Source organism: Streptomyces sp. NBC_01520 (assembly GCF_045040375.1).
GTDB lineage: Bacteria > Actinomycetota > Actinomycetes > Streptomycetales > Streptomycetaceae > Streptomyces.
In genome coordinates this window covers 2,176,804-2,196,790 of sequence record NZ_CP109404.1, presented here as the reverse complement: position 1 = coordinate 2,196,790, position 19,987 = coordinate 2,176,804, and the positions used below count along the sequence as shown (strand labels likewise).

Genomic DNA, 19,987 nt, shown 5'->3' with positions numbered 1-19,987 from the left:
CCGCAATGTGCCGGTTATGAGCCTACGCGCGCCTTCGCTCCCCGCTCACAGGGGCGGGGCCGTCCAGCCGTACGCCCCCGTTCCGACCGGCCCCGTGCGGAGGGAACGGACCTCGGGGATAGGGTCGTTGACCTGGGCGGGACGAGTGGGGGACGACATGCGGAGCGCGAGGACGCGGTGGCCGGTGCCCTGCGCCGTGCTGGTGCTGCTGGCCGGCTGCGCCCCCGGTGCGGAGACCAGGACCCCCGCGGAACCGAAGACCCCCGCGGAGCCGAAGGCCGCGCAGCGCTGGCAGCCGGAACCGGGCGTGGAATGGCAGTGGCAGCTCTCCGGCCGGGTGGACACGGGCGTCGACGTGCCGGTCTACGACATCGACGGGTTCGACCAGGACGCGAGCACGGTGGCCGCGCTGCACCGTGAGGGCCGCAAGGTCATCTGCTACCTCTCCACCGGCGCCTGGGAGGACTTCCGGCCCGACGCGGCGAAGTTCCCCGCCTCCGTACGCGGGAAGAGCAACGGCTGGGAGGGTGAGTGGTGGCTCGACATCCGCCGCACCGACGTCCTGGAACCGCTGATGGAGGCCCGGATCGCCATGTGCGCGAAGAAGGGCTTCGACGCCGTCGAGCCGGACAACATGGACGGCTACCTCAACACCACGGGCTTCCCCCTGACCGCGGGGGACCAGCTGCGCTACAACCGGCTGATCGCCCGCATCGCCCACGACCACGGGATGGCCGTCGGCCTGAAGAACGACCTGCCGCAGATCCCGGAACTGGTGGACGACTTCGACTTCGCGGTCAACGAACAGTGCGCGCAGTACGACGAGTGCGAGACCCTCACCCCGTTCATCGAGGCGGGCAAGGCCGTCTTCCACGCCGAGTACGAGGTGCCGGTGGCGGACTTCTGCGCACAGTCCCGGAAGCTGCGGCTGAGCTCGCTGCTCAAGAAGTACGAACTCGGGGTCTGGCGCCGCACCTGCTGACGGTCCCTCGGCCGCGGACGCCCCCGGCCGAGGGGTCGCGTCTCAGCCGAGGACCAGCGCCACCAGCGTCACCGTGGCGGCCGTCTCCTCCAGCGCCCCGAACACGTCGCCGGTCACCCCGCCGAAGCGCCGCACGCAGTGGCGCAGCATCAGGTGCGCCGCCCCCAGGCCGGCCAGGGCCGCGAGGGCGTGGTGCACGGCCCCGTGACCGCCGAGCAGCGCACCGGCCCCCGCGCAGCCCGCGAGGACCACGCAGGCGACGGCCGTGGCGGTACGGAGCGCGACGGTGCCCGCCACCGCCGCGCCGAGGCCCTCCGGCCGGGCCGGCGGGACGCCTCGGCGCGCGGCCAGCGTGAGCGCGAGCCGGGCGACGACGGCGGCCGTGACCGTCCCCAGCGCCCCGTACGCCCAGCCCCGCCCGTACAGCTCGGACAGGGCCGCGACCTGGGCCAGCAGGACGAACAGCAGGGTGATCACACCGAACGGCCCAATGTCGGACTGCTTCATGATCCGCAGGGCGTCCTCGGCCGGCCGGGCGCTGCCGAGTCCGTCGGCGGTGTCCGCCAGGCCGTCCAGATGCAGGCCCCGGGTCAGCACGGCGGGGAGCGCGGCGGAGGCGACCGCGGCCGGCAGGGCCCCTGACCCGGCGAGCAGCAGCAGCACCCCGGACCCGGCCGCGAGCAGCCCCACCACCAGCCCGGCGAGCGGGGCGCAGAGCATGCCGGCACGGGCGGCTCCACGGTCCCAGCGGGAGACGCGGACGGGGAGCACGGTCAGGGTGCCGAAGGCGAAACGTATGCCGTGGCTGTTCAGGGAGGTCACCGCGCGCAGGCTAGCCGGTACGGCCCGGCGCTAGATTGTGCAGAACACGCAAAAGACCGCAAAGCCGGACTGTCGGGAGTAGGTGGCATGGGTCACTGGCTTCACCAGAACATCGTCGAACCGGGCAAGCTCCCGCTGCTGCTCGCCCTGAGCGCCTTCGTGCTGACGTTCGCCGTCACCCGTGTCATCACCCGGATGATCAGGGCCGGGAAGGGGCCGTTCCGCAACATCTCGCCCGGCGGGGTGCACGTCCACCACGTGGTGCCGGGCGTCGTGCTCTCGGTGGTCGGCGGCTTCGGCGCGGTGGCCTGCGGACAGCACGGCGTCGCCGCCGGGATCTGCGCCGCCGTCTTCGGTGTGGGAGCCGGCCTGGTCCTCGACGAGTTCGCGCTGATCCTGCACCTCGACGACGTGTACTGGAGCGAGGAGGGCCGGCAGAGCGTGGAGGCCGTCGTCCTCACCGCCTCGCTCGTCGTGCTCGTGCTCGCCGGCTTCTCACCCCTGGGTGTGGACGAACTGACCGGCGAGCAGCAGCAGAACAGGCTGGGCGTCGTGCTGACCTACCTCGTCAACTTCGGCTTCGTACTGATCGCCCTGTTCAAGGGCAAGGTCCGCATGGCGGTGATCGGCACCCTCGTCCCGTTCATCGCGCTGATCGCCGCGATCCGGCTGGCCAGGCCGGTCTCGCCGTGGGCCAGGCGCTTCTACCGCAACCGGCACCGGGCCCGCGCCAGAGCGGCGCTGAGGGCCTATCACCACGACGTGCGCTGGGCGGGGCCGCGCCGCAGGTTCCAGGACCTGATCGGCGGAGCCCCGGACCGGACACCGCTCCCGGGGCCGCCCGGCGGCCCCGGGACCTGAGATCAGGCGGTGGTGCTCTCCGCGCTCCCCACGTTCCCCACGTTCTCCGCGGGGTCCGCGCTCTCCGGCTCCACGGAGGTCCCGTCCGCGGATTCCTCCTCGGACTCCTCCGCCCGCTCGGGCAGCTCCGCGGCCAGCGCCGCGGCGGCCTGGACGAGCGGCAGCGCGAGCAGCGCGCCGCTGCCCTCGCCCACGGTCACCCCGTGGTCCAGCAGTGGCGTCAGCGCCATCCGGTCCAGCGCCTTCGTCTGCGCCGGCTCACCGCTCACCTGCCCGGCCAGCCACCAGTCCGGCGCCCGGAAGGCCGCCCGCTGGGCCACCAGGGCACAGGCCGCCGAGACGACGCCGTCCAGCACCACGGGCATCCGGCGCACCGCGCTCTGCAGCAGGAAGCCGGTCATCGCCGCCAGATCAGCGCCGCCCACCGCTGCCAGCAGCTCCAGCTGATCGCCGAGAACAGGCCGGGCCCGGCGCAACGCGTCCCGGATCGCGGCGCACTTGCGCATCCACGCCAGGTCGTCGATGCCCGCACCCCCGCGCCCGGTCACCACCGACGCGTCCGTGCCGCACAGGGCCGCGATCAGGGTCGAGGCCGCCGTCGTACCGCCGACGCTCAGATCACCGAGCACCACCAGATCGGTGCCGGAGTCGGCCTCCTCGTCGGCGATCCGCATCCCGAGACGTACGGCCTGCTCGGCCTCCTCGGCCGTCAGCGCGTCCTCGACGTCGATACGGCCGCTGCCGCGCCGCACCCGGTGCCGCACGACCGCGTCGGGAAGCAGCTCCGGGTCGCAGTCCAGGCCCGCGTCCACGATCCGCACGGGCACGGAGAAGCGCCGGGACAGCACCGCCACCGGGCTCGCCCCGTCCAGCACGGCCCGGACCAGCTCGTGCGCGGTCCCGGCCGCCCGGCCGGACACCCCGAGCTCCGCCACCCCGTGGTCACCCGCGAAGAGCACCACACGGGGCCGGTCGACCGGCTTGACCGGCACCGCCTGCTGAGCGGCCGACAGCCACTCGCCCAGCTCGTCGAGCCGTCCGAGGGCGCCGGAGGGGACGATCAGCCGCTCCCGGCGTTCCTCGGCATCACGGCGTACACCCCCGTCGGGGCGTTCGATCAGGTCGGAGAAGTCGTCCAGATTCACGGGGGTCTGCCTCGCGGGTCGTCACATGGTGGGCGGGAACCCGGCGCAGGGCTCCTGTGCGGAACAGTACCCGGCGCCCTTGTGCGGTCCCGGCCCGCGCACCCGCCCGCGGCTCAGCCGCGCAGCACCAGCGCCCGGCCCGCCACCACCAGCAGCACATGCTCGCACTCGGTGGCGAACGCGGCGTTCAGACGGCCCAGTTCGTCCCGGAAGCGCCGCCCCGCGGCCGTCGCCGGGACCACCCCCGAGCCGGTCTCGTTGGTCACGGCGACGACGGTACGGCGCGTCCCGCGCACCGCGCGCACCAGATCGGCGACCCGCGCCCGCAGCGCGTCCTGCCCGCCGTCCGCCCAACGGGCGTCGTCCCAGGCGTCCACCCGGTCCATCGCGTCCGTCAGCCACAGCGAGAGGCAGTCGATCAGGAGCGGCGGACCGTCCGCCTCCAGCAGCCCCACCAGCTCGCACGTCTCCTCGGTGCGCCACGCGGCGGGCCTGCGCTCCCGGTGCAGTCCGACCCGGGCCGCCCATTCCGCGTCGCCCTCGCGGCGGCCTCCGGTCGCCACGTACACCACCTCGGGGAACGTCTCCAGGCGCTGCTCGGCCTCCAGCGACTTCCCCGACCGGGCGCCACCCGTCACCAGCGTGCGCCGGGGCACATCGGGCACGGCGTGGTACTGGCCCACCGGCAGTGTCGTCCCGTCCGGCACCGCGCGCGCCCCGCCCGCCGCGAGCCTGCGGTCCAGCTCCTCACCGGGCGGCGCGTCATGGTCCAGATGGACGGCGATCACCTCGGTGGCCGTCCCGACCGCCTCCACGGCCCGCAGCCTGGCCACGGCGTCGGGGCGCGCGACCACATCGCAGACGACCATGTCGTACGGCTCCGCCACCCGGTCGGCCAGCCCGGCGGGGGCGGCCCCCGGCGGCAGGTAGAGCAGCCGCTCGCCCTCCGGCGACGTCACCTCGTAGCCGGTGCCCGGGGCGTCCATCGCCACCGCCCGGATCCGGTGCCCGGTGATCAGCGTCAGCTCCTGCCCGTCCGGGACCCGCCCCGCGGGCGGCAGCGAAGGGGGCAGCTCCATGGCGGGACCGTCGTGCGGATGGGTCAGCAGCACCTGTCGTACGCCGCTGAGCGAATGGCCCGCACGGGCGGCGGCGAACACCGCGCCCGGGGTGAGGTCGAGCAGCAGCGCGTCGTCGACGAGCAGCGCGGTCGCGGCGCGCGCCCGCGCACCACGGGCCGACGCGCAGACGGCGCAGGGGCAGTCGGGGCGCGGCAGCCCGCCGGGGGCGCCGGTGCCGAGCAGAGTCAGTTCCACGCTGCTGATCCTCCCGTGTCCATGCACCACCTGCGCGCCCGGGCCAGGCACTAGGCTTTGGGCAGCAACGTGACCCAGGAGGCGGACATGGCGTGGACGTGGCGGTTCGAGAAGTCCGACGGTACGGAGACGGAGCCGGCCCTGCAGCCGGAGGAGTTCACGACCCAGGGTGACGCGGAGTCCTGGATCGGTGAGTTCTGGAAGGAGCTCCTGGAGGGCGGTGCCGACCAGGTGTCGCTGTTCGAGGACGCGACGAAGATCTACGGCCCGATGAGCCTCCAGGCCGAATAGGCCCCGACAGGCCCCACCGGCCCGCCCGTCACCGAGCCCCGGCCCGGCAACCGGGCGGGCCCCTGCCGTCCGGCCCCGCGCCGGGGCGAGCCGGTGCCGCCACCCGTGGCGGCCCGCGTCACATCTCGCCGAGAGTGACCTCGGCCGACCTCTCCACCTCCCCGCGCAGGTAGGTCACCTTGACCTTGTCGCCCGGCTTGTCGTTCGCCAGCGCCTCGGAGAGCGAGGTGATCGTCGTGACCGGAGTGCCGTCGATCCGGGTGATGACGTCCCCGGTACGCAGCCCCGCGTCCGCCCCGGCCCCGCCCTTCTCCACGCTGACGATCGCGACCCCGGCAGGCTGATAGCTGTCGTCGACGACCGTACGGCCCGTGATGTTGAGCGCGGCCCGGCCCGAGTCGGTGACCTTCCCCGACTTGATGATCTGCTCGGCGACCGTCCGCACCATCGAGACCGGGATCGCGAACCCGATCCCGGGCGCCGCGCTGTCGCCCTCCGTCGCCGCGAGGGTCGGGATGCCGATCACCTCGCTGTCGAGGTTCACCAGGGCGCCGCCGCTGTTCCCCGGGTTGATCGCCGCCGAGGTCTGCACCATGTCGGCCAGCGTCGCTCCGGTGCCGCCGTCCGAGCCGCTCTCGCTCACGGTCCGGCCCACGGCGGAGACGATGCCCTGGGTGACGCTGCTGGACAGGCCCAGCGGCGAGCCCATCGCCAGCACGATCTGCCCCACCTCGACCTCGTCGGTGTCGTCGAACCGCGCGGCCCTCAGCCCGCCGGGGATGTCGTTCAGCTTGATGACCGCCAGGTCCTGCTCCGGGTAGGAGGAGACCAGGGACGCCTTGAGCACCTTCTCGCCGGTGGGGACGCTGACGTCGAAGGTCTTCTCGCTGCCCACCACATGGGCGTTCGTGACGATGTGGCCCTTGTCGTCGTAGACGATGCCGGAACCGAGAGCGTCCCCGGCGGCGATCTGCACGACGGACGGCAGCACGTCCTTGATGACGTCCTGGTACTGCTCCTCCAGGTCGCCCGCCGCACGGGCGGGCACGGCCTGGCGCGCGGGGGCGCCGGACGGTGCGGAGTCCGGCCCGGCGCAGCCACAGGCCAGGGCGAGCGCGCAGACACCGGCGGCCAGGGGCAGCACACGGCGGCGGATCACGCGGCGGGAGGAAGCGGGTGCGGGGGATGCGTCCATGCCCGGAGTATCACCGGGGTCCCCGGGCGGGGGCCCGCACTGTTGGGCCGATCAGACGTACGAGGCGAGCCCGCGATCAGGTCCTAACCGCGTACCCCGCACAGGTGCAGCAGCGCGGCCACCCTGCGGTACGGATCGGTCCGCCCCGCCCGGTCCTCCGTGTCCAGCACACGGGCCAGCTGTTCGGCGTCCGGCAGCTCCACCTCGTTGCCCACGTTGTCCGTGAAGACCCGTACGCCGTACCAGGCGTGCAGCGGCGCGGCGATCCCGGCGAGCGTCGCCGTCAGCGCGTCGAGCCGGTCCGCCCGCACCTTGAGGCCGAGCCGGTTCGTGTACGTGTCCGTGTCGAACGCCTTGAGGGCCCCGGCGAAGTCGCCTGCGGTCCCGGGCCGCATCGCCAGCGCGTCCGCGTTCCGCACGAGCAGGGACAGCAGCCCGCCGGGCGCCAGCATCCGGGCCAGGCCGGCCAGCATCGGATCAGGCTCGGGGACGTACATCAGGACGCCGTGGCACAGCACGACGTCGAAGCTGCCGGGCAGGAAGTGGACACCGGTGTCGCGGCCGTCGCCCTCGATGAACCGCATCCGCTCCCGGATGCCCTCGGGTTCGCCCGCGAGCGCCTCCCGGGCGGTCCTGAGCATCTCGCCGTCGGACTCCAGGCCCGTCACGGAGTGCCCGGCCCGCGCCAGACGCAGCGCCTGGGTGCCCTGACCCGTACCGACGTCGAGCACCCGCAGCCGCCGCCCCACCGGGAAGCGCGCGGCTATCTGCTCGTCCAGCTGCCGGGCGACGAGCTCCTGGCGGACCGTGTTGCGCAGGCCGCCGAGCCCGTCGAGCCACTGGGCAGAGACCCCTGTGAAGCCGGAGGTCTCCGTACTCAGGGCCGCTCTCCCCGCTTGACCTGCGGCTTCGGAAGTCGCAGTCGGCGCATCTGGAGCGTACGCATCAGGCCGTAGGCCACCGCGCCGCGCTTGGGGGTGTCCGGGAAGCGCTCGGCGAGCTGCTTCTTGAGCCGGAACGCGAGGCCGATGGAGTCGACCACGATCAGCACGATCACGCCGAGCCAGAGCAGCAGCGAGATGTTCTGGATGTTCTGGATCTGGATGACGCTGAGGATCAGGATGATCACGGCGAGCGGGAGGAAGTACTCCGCGATGCAGAAGCGCGAGTCCACGAAGTCACGGACGAAGCGCCGCACGGGCCCCTTGTCACGGACCGGCAGATAACGCTCGTCGCCCGACGCGAGTGCCTCACGCTGCCTGGCCAGATCGGCGCGGCGCGCTTCGCGCTGGCGCTTCACCGCCTCCTTGCGATCGGTCGGCGTGCCACTGGAGGCACGCCTGCGCTGCGTCTGGGCCTCGCTGCGCTTGGGGGTGGGGCGACCCTTGGGAGCCTCAGGGTCGCGGGGCTGCTTGGAGAGGTCCGCCGTCACCTTGCCGGTGGGGGCCTTCTCTTCCTTGGAACGGCTACGGAACACAAAACCCAAGGGTACGGGGTCGGCGAGGGCGACACGGGACCGGGCGGGAACGATCCGGCAACGGACTGCGTCCTGATAACTGTCCTGACAGGGGCAGAACGGACTCCGGCACCACTTCCCCGATGCTCGTCTACTCCCTGGGCGGGAGTGGTCACCGGTCGCAGTCGTCCTTGGGTAGGAGCGCATCCGTACCCGAACAGTGCGGTAATGGAGACAGGGCCCGTACTGTGGGTTCTGTTGGAGTGCTGGAGCTCAGTCCGTCAGAAGGGGGCGCGCGAAGCCCATGAGCGGTGTCATGAAGCGTATGGGAATGATCTTCCGCGCGAAGGCAAACAAGGCCCTTGACCGGGCCGAGGATCCGCGCGAGACCCTCGATTACTCGTACCAGAAGCAGCTGGAGCTGCTTCAGAAGGTACGCCGCGGCGTCGCCGATGTGGCGACCTCGCGCAAGAGGCTGGAGCTGCAGCTGAACCAGCTGCAGGGACAGTCGTCCAAGCTGGAGGACCAGGGCCGCAAGGCACTCGCGCTCGGCCGCGAGGACCTGGCCCGCGAGGCGCTGTCCCGGCGTGCCGCCCTCCAGCAGCAGGTCACGGACCTGGAGACGCAGCACCGGACGCTGCAGGGTGAGGAGGAGAAGCTCACTCTCGCCGCCCAGCGGCTTCAGGCCAAGGTGGACGCCTTCCGCACGAAGAAGGAGACCATCAAGGCCACCTACACGGCGGCCCAGGCGCAGACCCGGATCGGTGAGGCCTTCTCGGGCATCTCCGAGGAGATGGGCGATGTCGGCCTCGCGATCCAGCGGGCCGAGGACAAGACCCAGCAGCTCCAGGCGCGGGCGGGAGCCATCGACGAGCTGCTGGCCTCCGGCGCCCTGGACGACCCGACCGGGACGGCGAAGGACGACATCGCCGCCGAGCTGGACCGGATCTCCGGTGGTACGGATGTAGAGCTGGAGCTGCAGCGGATGAAGGCCGAGCTGGCCGGCGGTTCCTCCGCGCAGCAGCAGGCCATCGAGGGCGGTGCGCAGGACGCGGCACCGCAGTCGCAGCAGTCCCCGCACAAGTTCGACAAGCAGTGAGGGCGGCGTCATGATCGTACGGATCATGGGGGAGGGCCAGGTAGTCCTGGCCGACAGTCATGTCGCCGAGCTGAACAAGCTCGACGACGTACTGCTCGCGGAGATGGAGAGCGGTGACGGACCCGGTTTCCGCACCACGCTCCACGCGCTCCTGGACAAGGTGCGCGAGCTCGGCTCGCCACTGCCGGACGACTCCCTGGAGCCGTCCGAGCTGATCCTGCCGTCACCGGACGCCACCCTCGACGAGGTGCGCGCCATGCTCAGCGACGACGGGCTGATCCCCGGCTGACCGTGCGCCCGCTCCACACTCCGCACCGCGCCCCGCCCCGGTTCCACCGGTGCGGGGCGCGGTGCTGCGGGGCGCCGCCCCGCCCGTGTCCGTGACGGCATCCGGACACCGCACGGACCTGCCGGTGGACGGCACGCCGTACCGTGGCTCGACGTGACAACCCTCCCGACCGGGCTCGTGCGTCCGCGACGCTGGCTGCACGGCCACCCCCTCGCCTTCGACGGGGCACTCGCCGCGGCGGTGCTCGCCGCCATGCTCTGCGCCTCGTTCGCCGAGCCGAACCCGGGGCACGGGCCCATCTTCGGTGTCCGTACCCCCGAACTCCCCAGCGTCCTGCTGATGGTGCTCGGGGCCGGGGCGCTCGTACTGCGGCGGCGCAACCCCATGGCGGTGCTCGCCGTGACCGGGGTGCTGTCCGCCCTCGAATTCCTCCTGACGGACCCGCCCGCCCCCGTGGTGATGAGCTCAGTCATCGCGCTCTTCAGCGTGGCGGCCCGCACCGACCGCCCTACCACCTGGCGGGTCGGCCTGCTGACCATGGTGGTGCTGACCGGGACCGCGATGGCGTTCGGCTCCGCCCCCTGGTACAGCCAGGAGAACGTCGGCGTCCTCGCCTGGACCGGCCTGGCCGGTGCCGCCGGCGACGCCGTGCGCAGCAGACGGGCGTTCGTCGACGCGATCAGGGAACGGGCCGAGCGGGCGGAGCGCACCCGTGAGGAGGAGGCCCGCCGCCGGGTCGCCGAGGAACGGCTGAGGATCGCCAGGGACCTGCACGACGTCGTCGCCCACCACATCGCCCTGGTCAACGTCCAGGCCGGGGTGGCCGCCCATGTCATGGACAAGCGCCCGGACCAGGCCAAGGAGGCGCTCGCCCACGTACGCGAGGCCAGCCGCTCCGCGCTCAACGAACTGCGGTCCACCGTCGGGCTGCTGCGCCAGTCCGGCGACCCGGAGGCGCCCACCGAACCGGCCCCCGGGCTCGGCGTCCTCCGCGAGCTGGTCGACACCTTCCGCAACGCGGGCCTCCCCGTCGAGGTGGCATGCACCGACCGGGACAGCCCGCTGCCGGCGGCCGTCGACCTCGCCGCCTACCGGATCATCCAGGAGGCCCTGACCAACGTACGCAAGCACGCGGGCACCGACGCCAAGGCCGAGGTGAGCGTCGTACGGGTCGGGGCGACGGTGGAGATCACCGTGCTCGACAACGGAAGGGGCGCCGCGACGGGCCGTGCCGACGAGCACGAGGACGGTGGCGGGCACGGCCTCATCGGCATGCGTGAACGCTGCATCGCGCTCGGCGGCACCCTCACCGCGGGTCCCCGCTACGGCGGCGGATTCCGCGTCCATGCGATCCTGCCCGTCATGTCCCGCACGGCTGAGCCGGAGAGACCGGCCACGGCGGAACGGACGGGGGGATGCGCGTGACACCGATCAAGGTGCTGCTCGCCGACGACCAGGCGCTGCTGCGCAGCGCGTTCCGGGTGCTGGTCGACTCGGAGCCCGACATGCAGGTCGTCGGTGAGGCCGCGGACGGTGCCGAGGCCGTGGCGCTGGCCCGCACGACCCGCGCCGACGTGGTGCTGATGGACATCCGGATGCCCGGCACCGACGGGCTCGCCGCCACGCGGATGATCAGCGCGGACCCCGATCTCGCGGGCGTACGGATCGTCATGCTCACCACGTTCGAGGTGGACGAGTACGTGGTGCAGTCCCTGCGCGCGGGCGCGTCCGGCTTCCTCGGGAAGGGTGCCGAGCCGGAGGAACTGCTCAATGCCATCCGGATCGCCGCGGGCGGTGAGGCGCTGCTCTCCCCGGCGGCGACCAAGGGGCTCATCGCCACCTTCCTCGCCCAGGGCGGCAGCGCCGGCGAGGGCCCGGACGCCGCCGAGTACTCCGAGCGGCTCGGCGCGCTCACCGGACGTGAGCGCGAGGTGCTCGTCCTGGTCGCGGGCGGGCACTCCAACGACCAGATCGCCGAGCGGCTCGTGGTCAGCCCTCTCACCGTCAAGACCCATGTGAACCGGGCGATGGCGAAACTGGGAGCACGGGACCGGGCCCAATTGGTCGTAATCGCGTACGAATCGGGCCTGGTGCGACCCAGGACCGAGTGACGGGTGGAGATCCGGCGTACTCCAGCTGCGGTATGGGCTTCATAAGAAAGCAACCCCGGGGCCGACGAATACGTCGCCGGGATCGGCGATCGTATAACTGGGCAGGCTGTGTCCCCTTCGTTCGACCTCCGGACCCGGGCCTTCGGCCTCGGCTCCTGACCAGCCGTCCAACTGCCGCGTACGCCACAGAAGAGAGACCCACCCATGTCCTGGCTGTCCAGATTCAGCCTCGCGCAAAGGGCCCTGATCGGGCTGATCTCGATCGTCGCGCTCGTTTTCGGAGCGATCGCGATCCCGCAGCTCAAACAGCAGCTGCTGCCCACCATCGAACTCCCGATGGTGTCGGTGCTGGCCCCCTACCAGGGTGCGTCCCCCGATGTGGTCGAGAAGCAGGTCGTCGAACCCCTCGAGAACGCCATCAAGGCCGTCGACGGCGTCGAGGGAATCACCTCGACCGCCAGCGAGGGCAACGCCGTCATCATGGCGAGCTTCGACTTCGGTGACGAAGGCACGAAGCAGCTCGTCGCCGACATCCAGCAGGCCGTCAACCGCGCCCGCATCCAGCTGCCCGACGACGTCGACCCGCAGGTCATCGCGGGTTCGACGGACGACATCCCGACCGTCGTCCTCGCCGTCACGTCCGACAAGGACCAGCAGGCACTGGCCGACCAGCTCGACCGCACGGTCGTCCCGGCGATCGAGGACATCGAAGGCGTCGGCCAGGTCTCGGTCGACGGTGTCCAGGATCTCCAGGTCTCCGTCGTCCCCGACGACAGGAAGCTGGCGGCGGCCGGACTGAACGCCGGCTCGCTGGCCCAGGCGCTCCAGGCCGGCGGTGCCACCGTGCCGGCCGGCTCCTTCGCCGAGTCGGGCAAGAGCCGCACCATCCAGGTCGGTGGCTCCTTCACCTCGATCCGGCAGATCGAGGACCTGAGGGTCTCCGCGCAGGACCCGACCGGCAAGCCCGGGAAGCCGGTCCGCGTCGGTGACATCGCCACGGTGGAGGAGGAGCCCTCCACGGCGGTCTCCATCACCCGGACGAACGGCAAGCCGAGCCTCGCCGTCATGGCGACGATGGACAAGGACGGCAGCGCCGTCGCCATCTCCGACGCCGTCCACGACAAGCTCCCGGAGCTGCGCAAGGACCTCGGCGCCGGCGCCGAGCTCACCATCGTGTCCGACCAGGGCCCGGCCGTCTCCAAGGCGATCTCCGGCCTGACCACCGAGGGCGCGCTCGGCCTGGTGTTCGCGGTCATCGTGATCCTGGTCTTCCTCGCCTCGATCCGCTCGACCCTGGTCACCGCGGTCTCCATCCCGCTCTCCGTGGTCCTCGCGCTGATCGTGCTCTGGACCCGCGACCTGTCGCTGAACATGCTCACGCTCGGCGCGCTGACCATCGCGATCGGCCGCGTCGTCGACGACTCGATCGTGGTCCTGGAGAACATCAAGCGGCACCTCGGCTACGGCGAGGAGCGCCAGTCGGCGATCATCACCGCGGTCAAGGAGGTGGCCGGCGCGGTCACCTCGTCCACGCTCACCACCGTCGCGGTCTTCCTGCCCATCGGTCTGGTCGGCGGCATGGTCGGCCAGCTCTTCGGCTCGTTCTCCCTCACCGTCACGGCGGCGCTGCTGGCCTCCCTGCTGGTCTCGCTCACCGTGGTCCCCGTCCTGTCGTACTGGTTCCTGCGCGCCCCCAAGGGCACCGCGGAGAACCCGGACGAGGCACGCCGCGCGGCGGAGGAGAAGGAAGCCGCGAGCAAGCTCCAGCGGCTCTACGTCCCGGTGCTGCGCTTCGCGACCCGGCGCCGTATCACCAGCATCGTCATCGCCTTCGTGGTGCTGTTCGGCACCTTCGGCATGGCACCCCTGCTGAAGACGAACTTCTTCGACCAGGGCGAGCAGGAAGTCCTCTCCATCAAGCAGGAGCTGACCCCCGGCACCAGCCTGGAGGCGGCCGACGCGGCGGCGCAGAAGGTCGAGAAGGTCCTCGCGGCCGACGACGGCGTCAAGGACTACCAGGTCACCGTCGGCTCGTCCGGCTTCATGGCGGCGTTCGGCGGCGGTACGGGAGCCAACCAGGCCTCCTACCAGATCACCCTTGAGGACTCCGCGGACTTCGACGCCACCCAGGACCGGATCGACGAGGCCCTCGGCAAGCTCGACGGCATCGGCGACACGACGATCGCCGCGGGCGACGGCTTCGGCAGCCAGGACCTGAGCGTCGTGGTGAAGGCCGCCGACGCGGACGTCCTGAAGAAGGCCTCCGAAGCGGTGCGCACCGAGGTCGCCAAGCTCGACGACGTCACCGACGTCCAGAGCGACCTGGCGCAGAGCGTCCCGCGCATCTCGGTCAAGGCCAACGACAAGGCGGCCGACGCCGGGTTCAGCGAGGCCACGCTCGGCGCGGCGGTGGCCGGAGCGGTGCGGGGCACCCCGTCCGGCAAGGCGATCATGGACGACACCGAGCGTGACGTCGTCGTGAAGTCCTCCAGCCCCGCCACCACGATGGCCGAGCTGAAGGCCCTGAAGCTCGGCCCGGTCGAACTCGGGCAGATCGCCGACGTGAAGCTGGTCCCCGGTCCGGTCACCATGACCCGGATCGACGGTCAGCGGGCGGCGACGATCACGGCCAAGCCGACGGGCGACAACACCGGCGCGGTGAGCACCTCGCTCCAGACGAAGATCGACGCCCTGGAGCTCCCGGACGGCGCCACCGCCACCATCGGCGGCGTCTCCCAGGACCAGGACGACGCCTTCGCGAAGCTGGGCCTGGCCATGCTGGCGGCCATCGCGATCGTCTTCATGCTGCTGGTGGCCACCTTCCGGTCGCTCATCCAGCCGCTGATCCTGCTGGTCTCCATCCCCTTCGCGGCGACGGGCGCCATCGGCCTCCTCGTCATCACCGGCACCCCGCTGGGCGTCCCGGCGATGATCGGGATGCTGATGCTCATCGGCATCGTGGTGACCAACGCGATCGTGCTGATCGACCTGATCAACCAGTACAGGGCGCAGGGCATGGGTGTCGTCGAGGCAGTCGTCGAGGGCGGCCGTCACCGTCTCCGTCCGATCCTGATGACGGCACTGGCGACGATCTTCGCCCTCCTCCCGATGGCGCTCGGCGTCACGGGCGAAGGCGGCTTCATCTCGCAGCCGCTGGCGGTCGTGGTGATCGGCGGCCTGATCACCTCCACGCTGCTGACCCTGCTCCTGGTGCCGACGCTCTACGCGATGGTCGAGCTCCGCAAGGAGCGCCGCGCCAGGAAGAAGGCGGCGAAGCGCGAGGCGAAGTCGGGCACCGTGACCCCTGGAACGCCGGAGGAAGCCTCCTCCGACGAGCCGGAGCCGGCGAAGGCCTGACGCCCCTTGTAGGTAGCCGCACAGAGAAGGCCCCCGACGCCACACACGGCGTCGGGGGCCTTCTCCATCAGGACCCGGCCGGCCCAAGTCCTCAGGCAGCCAGACCAAGCCCTTGGCGTTGTCGAAGGCTCAAGTCCTCGGGGAGTCAATCAAGCCCTCGGACAGCCAAATCAAGCCCCTCCGGCGATTGAGGAGCGGGGTCCGGGGCGGAGCCCCGAAGCGCCGGAACGACGGGAGGGCCCGGTCCGCAGGCGCCCCCCGCCCACCCCCTACGGCAGCGCCAGCATCCGCTCCAGCGCCAGCTTCGCGAACTTCTCCGTCTCCGGGTCGACCTGGATCCGGTTGACGAGATTCCCCTCGGCCAGCGACTCCAGCGTCCACACCAGGTGAGGCAGGTCGATCCGGTTCATCGTCGAGCAGAAGCAGACCGTCTTGTCGAGGAAGACGACCTCCTTGTCCTCGGCCGCGAACCGCTTCGCGAGCCTGCTCACCAGGTTCAGCTCCGTGCCGATGGCCCACTTCGAGCCGGCCGGGGCCGCCTCCAGCGCCTTGATGATGTACTCGGTCGAGCCCACGTAGTCGGCGGCCGCCACGACCTCGTGCTTGCACTCCGGGTGCACCAGGACGTTCACGCCCGGGATGCGCGCGCGCACGTCCTCGACGGACTCCACCGAGAACCGCCCGTGCACCGAGCAGTGCCCGCGCCACAGGATCATCTTCGCGTCGCGCAGCTCCTGGGCGGTCAGGCCGCCGTTCGGCTTGTGCGGGTTGTAGAGGACGCAGTCCTCCAGGGTCATCCCCATGTCCCGCACGGCCGTGTTCCGGCCCAGGTGCTGGTCCGGCAGGAAGAGGACCTTCTCGCCCTGCTCGAAGGCCCACTCCAGCGCGCGCTTCGCGTTCGAGGAGGTGCAGATCGTGCCGCCGTGCCGGCCGGTGAAGGCCTTGATGTCGGCGGAGGAGTTCATGTACGAGACCGGCACGACCTGCTCGGCGACGCCCGCCTCGGTCAGCACGTCCCAGCACTCGGCGACCTGCTCCGCGGTGGCCATGTCTGCCATCGAGCAGCCCGCCGCCAGGTCCGGCAGCACGACCTTCTGGTCGTCACCGGTCAGGATGTCCGCGGACTCCGCCATGAAGTGCACACCGCAGAAGACGATGTACTCCGCCCCGGGCCGCGCGGCGGCGTCCCGGGCCAGCTTGAACGAGTCGCCGGTGACGTCCGCGAACTGGATGACCTCGTCGCGCTGGTAGTGGTGGCCGAGGACGAAGACCTTGTCGCCGAGCTTCTCCTTGGCGGCACGGGCGCGCTCCACCAGGTCCGGGTCGGACGGGGAGGGCAGGTCGCCGGGGCATTCGACGCCGCGCTCGCTCCTCGGGTCGGCCTCGCGGCCGAGCAGCAGCAGGGCGAGGGGCGTCGGCTGGACATCCAGGGGCTGGGCGGTGGTCACGACACGCACCCTTTCTTTTCTGCGAACTCTGCGAGCAAGCCTTTTCGTCTAATTGACGTTATCTATCATAACCGGCGCACGTCGGATTGACGATGCCGATAGCGTCGATGTGACGCATCCCCTCGACGGGGTGGTGTGCGAGCATGAAGGGAACAGACACGCGCCTGGCCCGGAATGAATCCGCGGCCCCGATGGTTGGACCGTCGGCAAGCAGTCCGTACAACCCGGGAGAGAAGCAGATGTCCGTATCGGACGAGACCACCACCGTGAGCGACGGCATCCTCCTGTCCGACGCCGCCGCAGACAAGGTCAGGACCCTGCTGGAGCAGGAGGGCCGTGACGACCTCGCGCTGCGCGTCGCCGTACAGCCCGGGGGCTGCTCGGGCCTGCGCTACCAGCTCTTCTTCGACGAGCGCTCGCTCGACGGCGACGTCGTGAAGGACTTCGGCGGCGTCAAGGTCGTCACCGACCGGATGAGCGCCCCGTACCTGGGCGGAGCCTCCGTCGACTTCGTGGACACGATCGAGAAGCAGGGCTTCACGATCGACAACCCGAACGCCACGGGCTCCTGCGCCTGCGGTGACTCCTTCAGCTGAACTGAGACGTACGACGGCGGCGGCGCACCCGGATCCCCGGGTGCGCCGCCGTCGTACGCGTAAGGGTCCGTCAGCCGCGCGGCACCGAGGCTCCCGAAACCGCGTCGACGACCTTCCGGTCACCCAGCGGGGCGTCCAGCGTCACCGTCCGGGTCACTTCCTCGGCGATCAGGATGCACGCCTTGCCGGGCTCCGGCTTCGACTCGGTGACCGTCACCCGTACCGTCGTGCCGCCCTCCGTGGCACGCGCCGCGTACGTGCTGCACACGCCGCCCCAGAACGTCACCTTCAGCGTCCGGCCCTCGGCGCTGTACGAGATGATCTGCCGCTGTCCGGCCGTCGTGTCGTCCGAGCCCGTCCCCGGGTCCTGCGGGACCTTCGTGGGCTCCGGAGCCGGCCGGGTGCTGTCCTTCGCCAGGTACTCGTGGTTCACCGCCACGCGCACGACCGTGTTCTCCGGGCCGCCCCCTTCGGACCGTACGGAGAACAGCCACGAGGGCACGAGCACCCGCTCCCCGTCCGCGTTCTGCGCGGCGAGCCCCAGCACCGCCTTCTCGACCGTCGCGGTGGTGGTCTCCGGAGCGGTGCCGCTCCCGCCGGAACAGTCCGTCTTCTTCGGTGCGGCGGGGTCGCCCTCCAGCGGTACGGGGGTCGCGCAGCCGCCGACACCGCCCTTCGCGGCGCTCCGGTTCTCCGCGTTCAGCTGCTTCAGCGCCTCGTCCGCGCCGATGACCGGATACGTATCGCCTTTCTCCAGGCCCTTCAGCTGCCCGCTGCCGCCGACGATCTCGCCCCCGGCACCCACCTGGACGCCGGTCGACCAGCCGTACGTGGGCAGCCCGCCGACCATCGGGTCGGCATTCACCACGCGTACGGAACCCATCAGCTGCCCGGCGTCGAGTGCGGCGTCGTCCTGCCCCACGGCCTTCAGCACCGGGAGCGCCGCCGCCTTGGCGGCCTTCTCGCCCACGGGCGAGCCGGTGCCCGGTGCCGCGTCCTTCGAGCAGACCGTGGCCGACTCGCACGCGTCCGGGCCGCCCGGGGCGTAGCGGGCGAAGGTCCAGGTTCCCGGAGCCCGCTCGGTCACCCGCAGCACCGGCCCCGACCCGTCCCCGTCACTGCCGACCTTCCAGGCGGTGCCGTCGGAACGCGGCGTTCCCTGCACCCCGAGGGCCTTGGCCAGCCGTGCCACCTCCGCCGAGGTCACCTTGCCCGCCGTCCGGTGCACGGCGGCCGTGTCCGGGCCGTCCGGAAGCTCTCCCGAGGCGCGGTAGACGGTCCCGCCGCCGTGAGGATCCGGCTCACCCGGCGCGATGCCCGGCGCAGGCGCTACCGTCGGGCCGCCGTCGGCCGCGACGTCCAGCGACAGCAGAGGGGGCGAGGCGGCCCCGGGGTCGGGGCCGAGCCCGGGGCCCGCCTCGCCCGCGGCCGTCGAGGCCCAGTACGCGCCGCCGCCACCGGCCAGCAGCACGGCTGCCGCCACCGAGGCCACGGCGAGCGGCGAACGCCGCCGCCGGGTACCGGTCACGTCCTTCACGGGTCGCTCGGTGCTCACCGGATCGCTCCTTCGACTGCATAGCCGCCACAGGCTCATCGCCTGTCCCCCGAGTAGGGGACAACGGTGGGACGGAGCAGGGGAGCGCGCGGTTCCCCCGACGGGCGCCCGGCGAACCGCCGCCGGCCGGTCAGTCCCCGTAGTCGGACATGGCGTCGATCAGCCGGGCCGACGAGGGCGGCACCGTGACCCCGTGAATCAGGGACGGAGCCACCGGCTTCGTGGCAGTCTTCGCGGGGACGACCCAGTGCGGCGCCATGCGCGCGCAGTCGCCGCGCAGCTCGGCCAGGTTCATCTCGGACTCACGCGGAACGATGTTGTTCGACATATCCGCACCGTACGCACGGTGGAGCTCAGGTAGAAAGCCCTACTATCGGGTAGTTTTCACCTTTCGGGTCGGACGGTGATACCGGGTAGCGTGAACTGTCATGCCGTCCCGGAGGGCGCGCTCACGCGTTCCCTTCGCCTTCCGCAGGAGCAGCCACCCCGTGCGTATTGCAGTCACCGGCTCCATCGCCACCGACCACCTGATGACCTTCCCCGGCCGATTCGCCGACCAGCTCGTCGCGGACCAGCTGCACACGGTCTCGCTCTCCTTCCTGGTCGACAACCTCGACGTGCGCCGAGGAGGTGTCGGCGCCAACATCGCCTTCGGCATGGGTCTGCTCGGCGCCCGTCCGATCCTGGTCGGTGCCGCAGGGGCGGACTTCGACGAGTACCGCGCCTGGCTCGACCGGCACGGCGTCGACACCGGATCGGTCAGGATCTCCGAGGTCCTGCACACGGCCCGTTTCGTCTGTACGACGGACTCGGACCACAACCAGATCGGCTCCTTCTACACCGGCGCGATGAGCGAGGCCCGGCTCATCGAGCTGAAGAGCGTCGCCGACCGGGTCGGCGGCCTCGACCTCGTCTCCATCGGCGCCGACGACCCCGAGGCGATGCTCCGCCACACGGAGGAGTGCCGCTCCCGGAACATCCCGTTCGCCGCGGACTTCTCCCAGCAGATCGCCCGGATGGACGGCGACGACATCCGGATCCTCCTCGACGGCGCGACGTACCTCTTCTCCAACGAGTACGAGAAGGGGCTCATCGAGACCAAGACCGGCTGGAGCGACGAGGAGATCCTCTCCAAGGTCGGCCACCGCGTCACCACCCTCGGCGCCCGCGGCGTCCGCATCGAGCGCGCCGGCGAGGACCCGATCGAGGTCGGCTGCGCAGAGGAGGAGCGGAAGGCCGACCCGACCGGCGTCGGCGACGCCTTCCGGGCCGGATTCCTCTCCGGCCTCGCCTGGGGCGTCGGGCTGGAGCGCGCCGCCCAGGTCGGCTGCATGCTCGCGACCCTGGTGATCGAGACGGTCGGCACCCAGGAGTACACCCTGCGGCGGACCCACTTCATGGACCGCTTCACCAAGGCCTACGGCGACGAGGCCGCCACCGAGGTCCGGGCGCACCTCTCCTAGG

Annotated in this window: 19 protein-coding genes; 10 read left to right on the top strand and 9 right to left on the bottom strand. The window is 71.5% G+C overall.

Annotated elements, in window-relative coordinates; translation table 11 throughout:
• Nucleotides 1–157: 157 nt before the first annotated feature.
• Nucleotides 158–982 (top strand): endo alpha-1,4 polygalactosaminidase, encoded by an 825-nt coding sequence (locus tag OG524_RS09985; RefSeq protein ID WP_405391296.1) that lies wholly within the window; start codon nt 158–160, stop codon nt 980–982.
• A gap of 42 nt (nt 983–1,024) precedes the next feature.
• Here OG524_RS09985 and OG524_RS09980 read toward each other — a convergent pair whose 3' ends face one another.
• Nucleotides 1,025–1,804, bottom strand: a complete 780-nt coding sequence (locus OG524_RS09980; RefSeq protein ID WP_405809880.1) for an adenosylcobinamide-GDP ribazoletransferase — start codon at nt 1,802–1,804, stop codon at nt 1,025–1,027.
• An 87-nt stretch (nt 1,805–1,891) separates the two neighbouring features.
• Here OG524_RS09980 and OG524_RS09975 point away from each other — a divergent pair, with 87 nt between their 5' ends.
• Nucleotides 1,892–2,665 carry a hypothetical protein gene (locus tag OG524_RS09975; protein ID WP_405391298.1) on the top strand — a complete coding sequence of 258 codons (774 nt, stop codon included), beginning with the start codon at nt 1,892–1,894 and terminating at the stop codon, nt 2,663–2,665.
• Between the two features lie 2 nt (nt 2,666–2,667).
• Here OG524_RS09975 and cobT read toward each other — a convergent pair whose 3' ends face one another.
• Nucleotides 2,668–3,810, bottom strand: coding sequence for a nicotinate-nucleotide--dimethylbenzimidazole phosphoribosyltransferase (cobT, locus tag OG524_RS09970; RefSeq protein WP_405391299.1), 1,143 nt, complete (start codon nt 3,808–3,810; stop codon nt 2,668–2,670).
• A gap of 113 nt (nt 3,811–3,923) precedes the next feature.
• A complete protein-coding gene (locus OG524_RS09965; protein ID WP_405391300.1) occupies nt 3,924–5,126 on the bottom strand; it encodes a bifunctional adenosylcobinamide kinase/adenosylcobinamide-phosphate guanylyltransferase in 1,203 nt (400 codons plus the stop codon).
• 87 nt (nt 5,127–5,213) lie between these two features.
• Here OG524_RS09965 and OG524_RS09960 point away from each other — a divergent pair, with 87 nt between their 5' ends.
• Nucleotides 5,214–5,417: a hypothetical protein gene (locus OG524_RS09960; protein ID WP_385508366.1), complete on the top strand. Its 204-nt coding sequence runs from the start codon at nt 5,214–5,216 to the stop codon at nt 5,415–5,417.
• 118 nt (nt 5,418–5,535) lie between these two features.
• Here OG524_RS09960 and OG524_RS09955 read toward each other — a convergent pair whose 3' ends face one another.
• From OG524_RS09955 to OG524_RS09945, 3 genes are all read right to left on the bottom strand, one after another.
• A complete protein-coding gene (locus OG524_RS09955) occupies nt 5,536–6,612 on the bottom strand; it encodes a S1C family serine protease (RefSeq protein WP_405391301.1) in 1,077 nt (358 codons plus the stop codon).
• A gap of 83 nt (nt 6,613–6,695) precedes the next feature.
• Complete coding sequence (locus tag OG524_RS09950) at nt 6,696–7,430, bottom strand: class I SAM-dependent methyltransferase (RefSeq protein ID WP_405393251.1); 735 nt, start codon at nt 7,428–7,430, stop codon at nt 6,696–6,698.
• A 59-nt stretch (nt 7,431–7,489) separates the two neighbouring features.
• Nucleotides 7,490–8,089 carry a DUF3043 domain-containing protein gene (locus OG524_RS09945; RefSeq protein ID WP_405391302.1) on the bottom strand — a complete coding sequence of 200 codons (600 nt, stop codon included), beginning with the start codon at nt 8,087–8,089 and terminating at the stop codon, nt 7,490–7,492.
• Nucleotides 8,090–8,384: 295 nt separating this feature from the next.
• Here OG524_RS09945 and OG524_RS09940 point away from each other — a divergent pair, with 295 nt between their 5' ends.
• The 5 genes from OG524_RS09940 (at nt 8,385) to OG524_RS09920 (ending at nt 14,924) form a co-directional block, all read left to right on the top strand.
• The gene (locus OG524_RS09940) at nt 8,385–9,167 is read left to right on the top strand and encodes a PspA/IM30 family protein (protein ID WP_405391303.1); all 783 of its coding nucleotides are present in this window, start codon (nt 8,385–8,387) and stop codon (nt 9,165–9,167) included.
• A 10-nt stretch (nt 9,168–9,177) separates the two neighbouring features.
• Nucleotides 9,178–9,456 (top strand): hypothetical protein, encoded by a 279-nt coding sequence (locus OG524_RS09935; RefSeq protein WP_405391304.1) that lies wholly within the window; start codon nt 9,178–9,180, stop codon nt 9,454–9,456.
• 153 nt (nt 9,457–9,609) lie between these two features.
• Entirely contained in the window at nt 9,610–10,881 is a 1,272-nt protein-coding gene (locus OG524_RS09930) for a sensor histidine kinase (RefSeq protein WP_405809876.1), read from the top strand.
• Nucleotides 10,872–11,567 (top strand): response regulator, encoded by a 696-nt coding sequence (locus OG524_RS09925; RefSeq protein WP_405391306.1) that lies wholly within the window; start codon nt 10,872–10,874, stop codon nt 11,565–11,567. The genes OG524_RS09930 and OG524_RS09925 overlap by 10 nt, the downstream gene beginning before the upstream one ends.
• Nucleotides 11,568–11,771: 204 nt before the next feature.
• Nucleotides 11,772–14,924 (top strand): efflux RND transporter permease subunit, encoded by a 3,153-nt coding sequence (locus tag OG524_RS09920; RefSeq protein WP_405391307.1) that lies wholly within the window; start codon nt 11,772–11,774, stop codon nt 14,922–14,924.
• A gap of 269 nt (nt 14,925–15,193) precedes the next feature.
• Here OG524_RS09920 and nadA read toward each other — a convergent pair whose 3' ends face one another.
• Nucleotides 15,194–16,381 carry a quinolinate synthase NadA gene (nadA, locus tag OG524_RS09915; protein WP_405391308.1) on the bottom strand — a complete coding sequence of 396 codons (1,188 nt, stop codon included), beginning with the start codon at nt 16,379–16,381 and terminating at the stop codon, nt 15,194–15,196.
• Nucleotides 16,382–16,611: 230 nt separating this feature from the next.
• On the opposite strand from nadA, the gene OG524_RS09910 reads away from it, so the two are divergent.
• On the top strand, nt 16,612–16,968 hold the full coding sequence (locus OG524_RS09910) for an iron-sulfur cluster assembly accessory protein (protein ID WP_056784314.1): 357 nt from the start codon (nt 16,612–16,614) through the stop codon (nt 16,966–16,968).
• A 70-nt stretch (nt 16,969–17,038) separates the two neighbouring features.
• Here OG524_RS09910 and OG524_RS09905 read toward each other — a convergent pair whose 3' ends face one another.
• Both OG524_RS09905 and OG524_RS09900 read right to left on the bottom strand, forming a co-directional pair.
• A complete protein-coding gene (locus OG524_RS09905) occupies nt 17,039–18,523 on the bottom strand; it encodes a hypothetical protein (protein WP_405809874.1) in 1,485 nt (494 codons plus the stop codon).
• 130 nt (nt 18,524–18,653) lie between these two features.
• Nucleotides 18,654–18,851, bottom strand: a complete 198-nt coding sequence (locus OG524_RS09900) for a hypothetical protein (RefSeq protein WP_405391310.1) — start codon at nt 18,849–18,851, stop codon at nt 18,654–18,656.
• A 160-nt stretch (nt 18,852–19,011) separates the two neighbouring features.
• On the opposite strand from OG524_RS09900, the gene OG524_RS09895 reads away from it, so the two are divergent.
• Nucleotides 19,012–19,986, top strand: a complete 975-nt coding sequence (locus tag OG524_RS09895) for a carbohydrate kinase family protein (RefSeq protein WP_405391311.1) — start codon at nt 19,012–19,014, stop codon at nt 19,984–19,986.
• Nucleotide 19,987: the final 1 nt, after the last annotated feature.

Coding starts and splice junctions, on each gene's coding strand:
- OG524_RS09975 (WP_405391298.1), top strand. CDS start 1,892: ATGGGTCACTGGCTTCACCAGAACATCGTCGAACCGGGCAAGCTCCCG.
- OG524_RS09985 (WP_405391296.1), top strand. CDS start 158: ATGCGGAGCGCGAGGACGCGGTGGCCGGTGCCCTGCGCCGTGCTGGTG.
- OG524_RS09900 (WP_405391310.1), bottom strand. CDS start 18,851: ATGTCGAACAACATCGTTCCGCGTGAGTCCGAGATGAACCTGGCCGAG.
- OG524_RS09910 (WP_056784314.1), top strand. CDS start 16,612: ATGTCCGTATCGGACGAGACCACCACCGTGAGCGACGGCATCCTCCTG.
- OG524_RS09920 (WP_405391307.1), top strand. CDS start 11,772: ATGTCCTGGCTGTCCAGATTCAGCCTCGCGCAAAGGGCCCTGATCGGG.
- OG524_RS09955 (WP_405391301.1), bottom strand. CDS start 6,612: ATGGACGCATCCCCCGCACCCGCTTCCTCCCGCCGCGTGATCCGCCGC.
- OG524_RS09925 (WP_405391306.1), top strand. CDS start 10,872: ATGCGCGTGACACCGATCAAGGTGCTGCTCGCCGACGACCAGGCGCTG.
- OG524_RS09935 (WP_405391304.1), top strand. CDS start 9,178: ATGATCGTACGGATCATGGGGGAGGGCCAGGTAGTCCTGGCCGACAGT.
- OG524_RS09940 (WP_405391303.1), top strand. CDS start 8,385: ATGAAGCGTATGGGAATGATCTTCCGCGCGAAGGCAAACAAGGCCCTT.
- OG524_RS09960 (WP_385508366.1), top strand. CDS start 5,214: ATGGCGTGGACGTGGCGGTTCGAGAAGTCCGACGGTACGGAGACGGAG.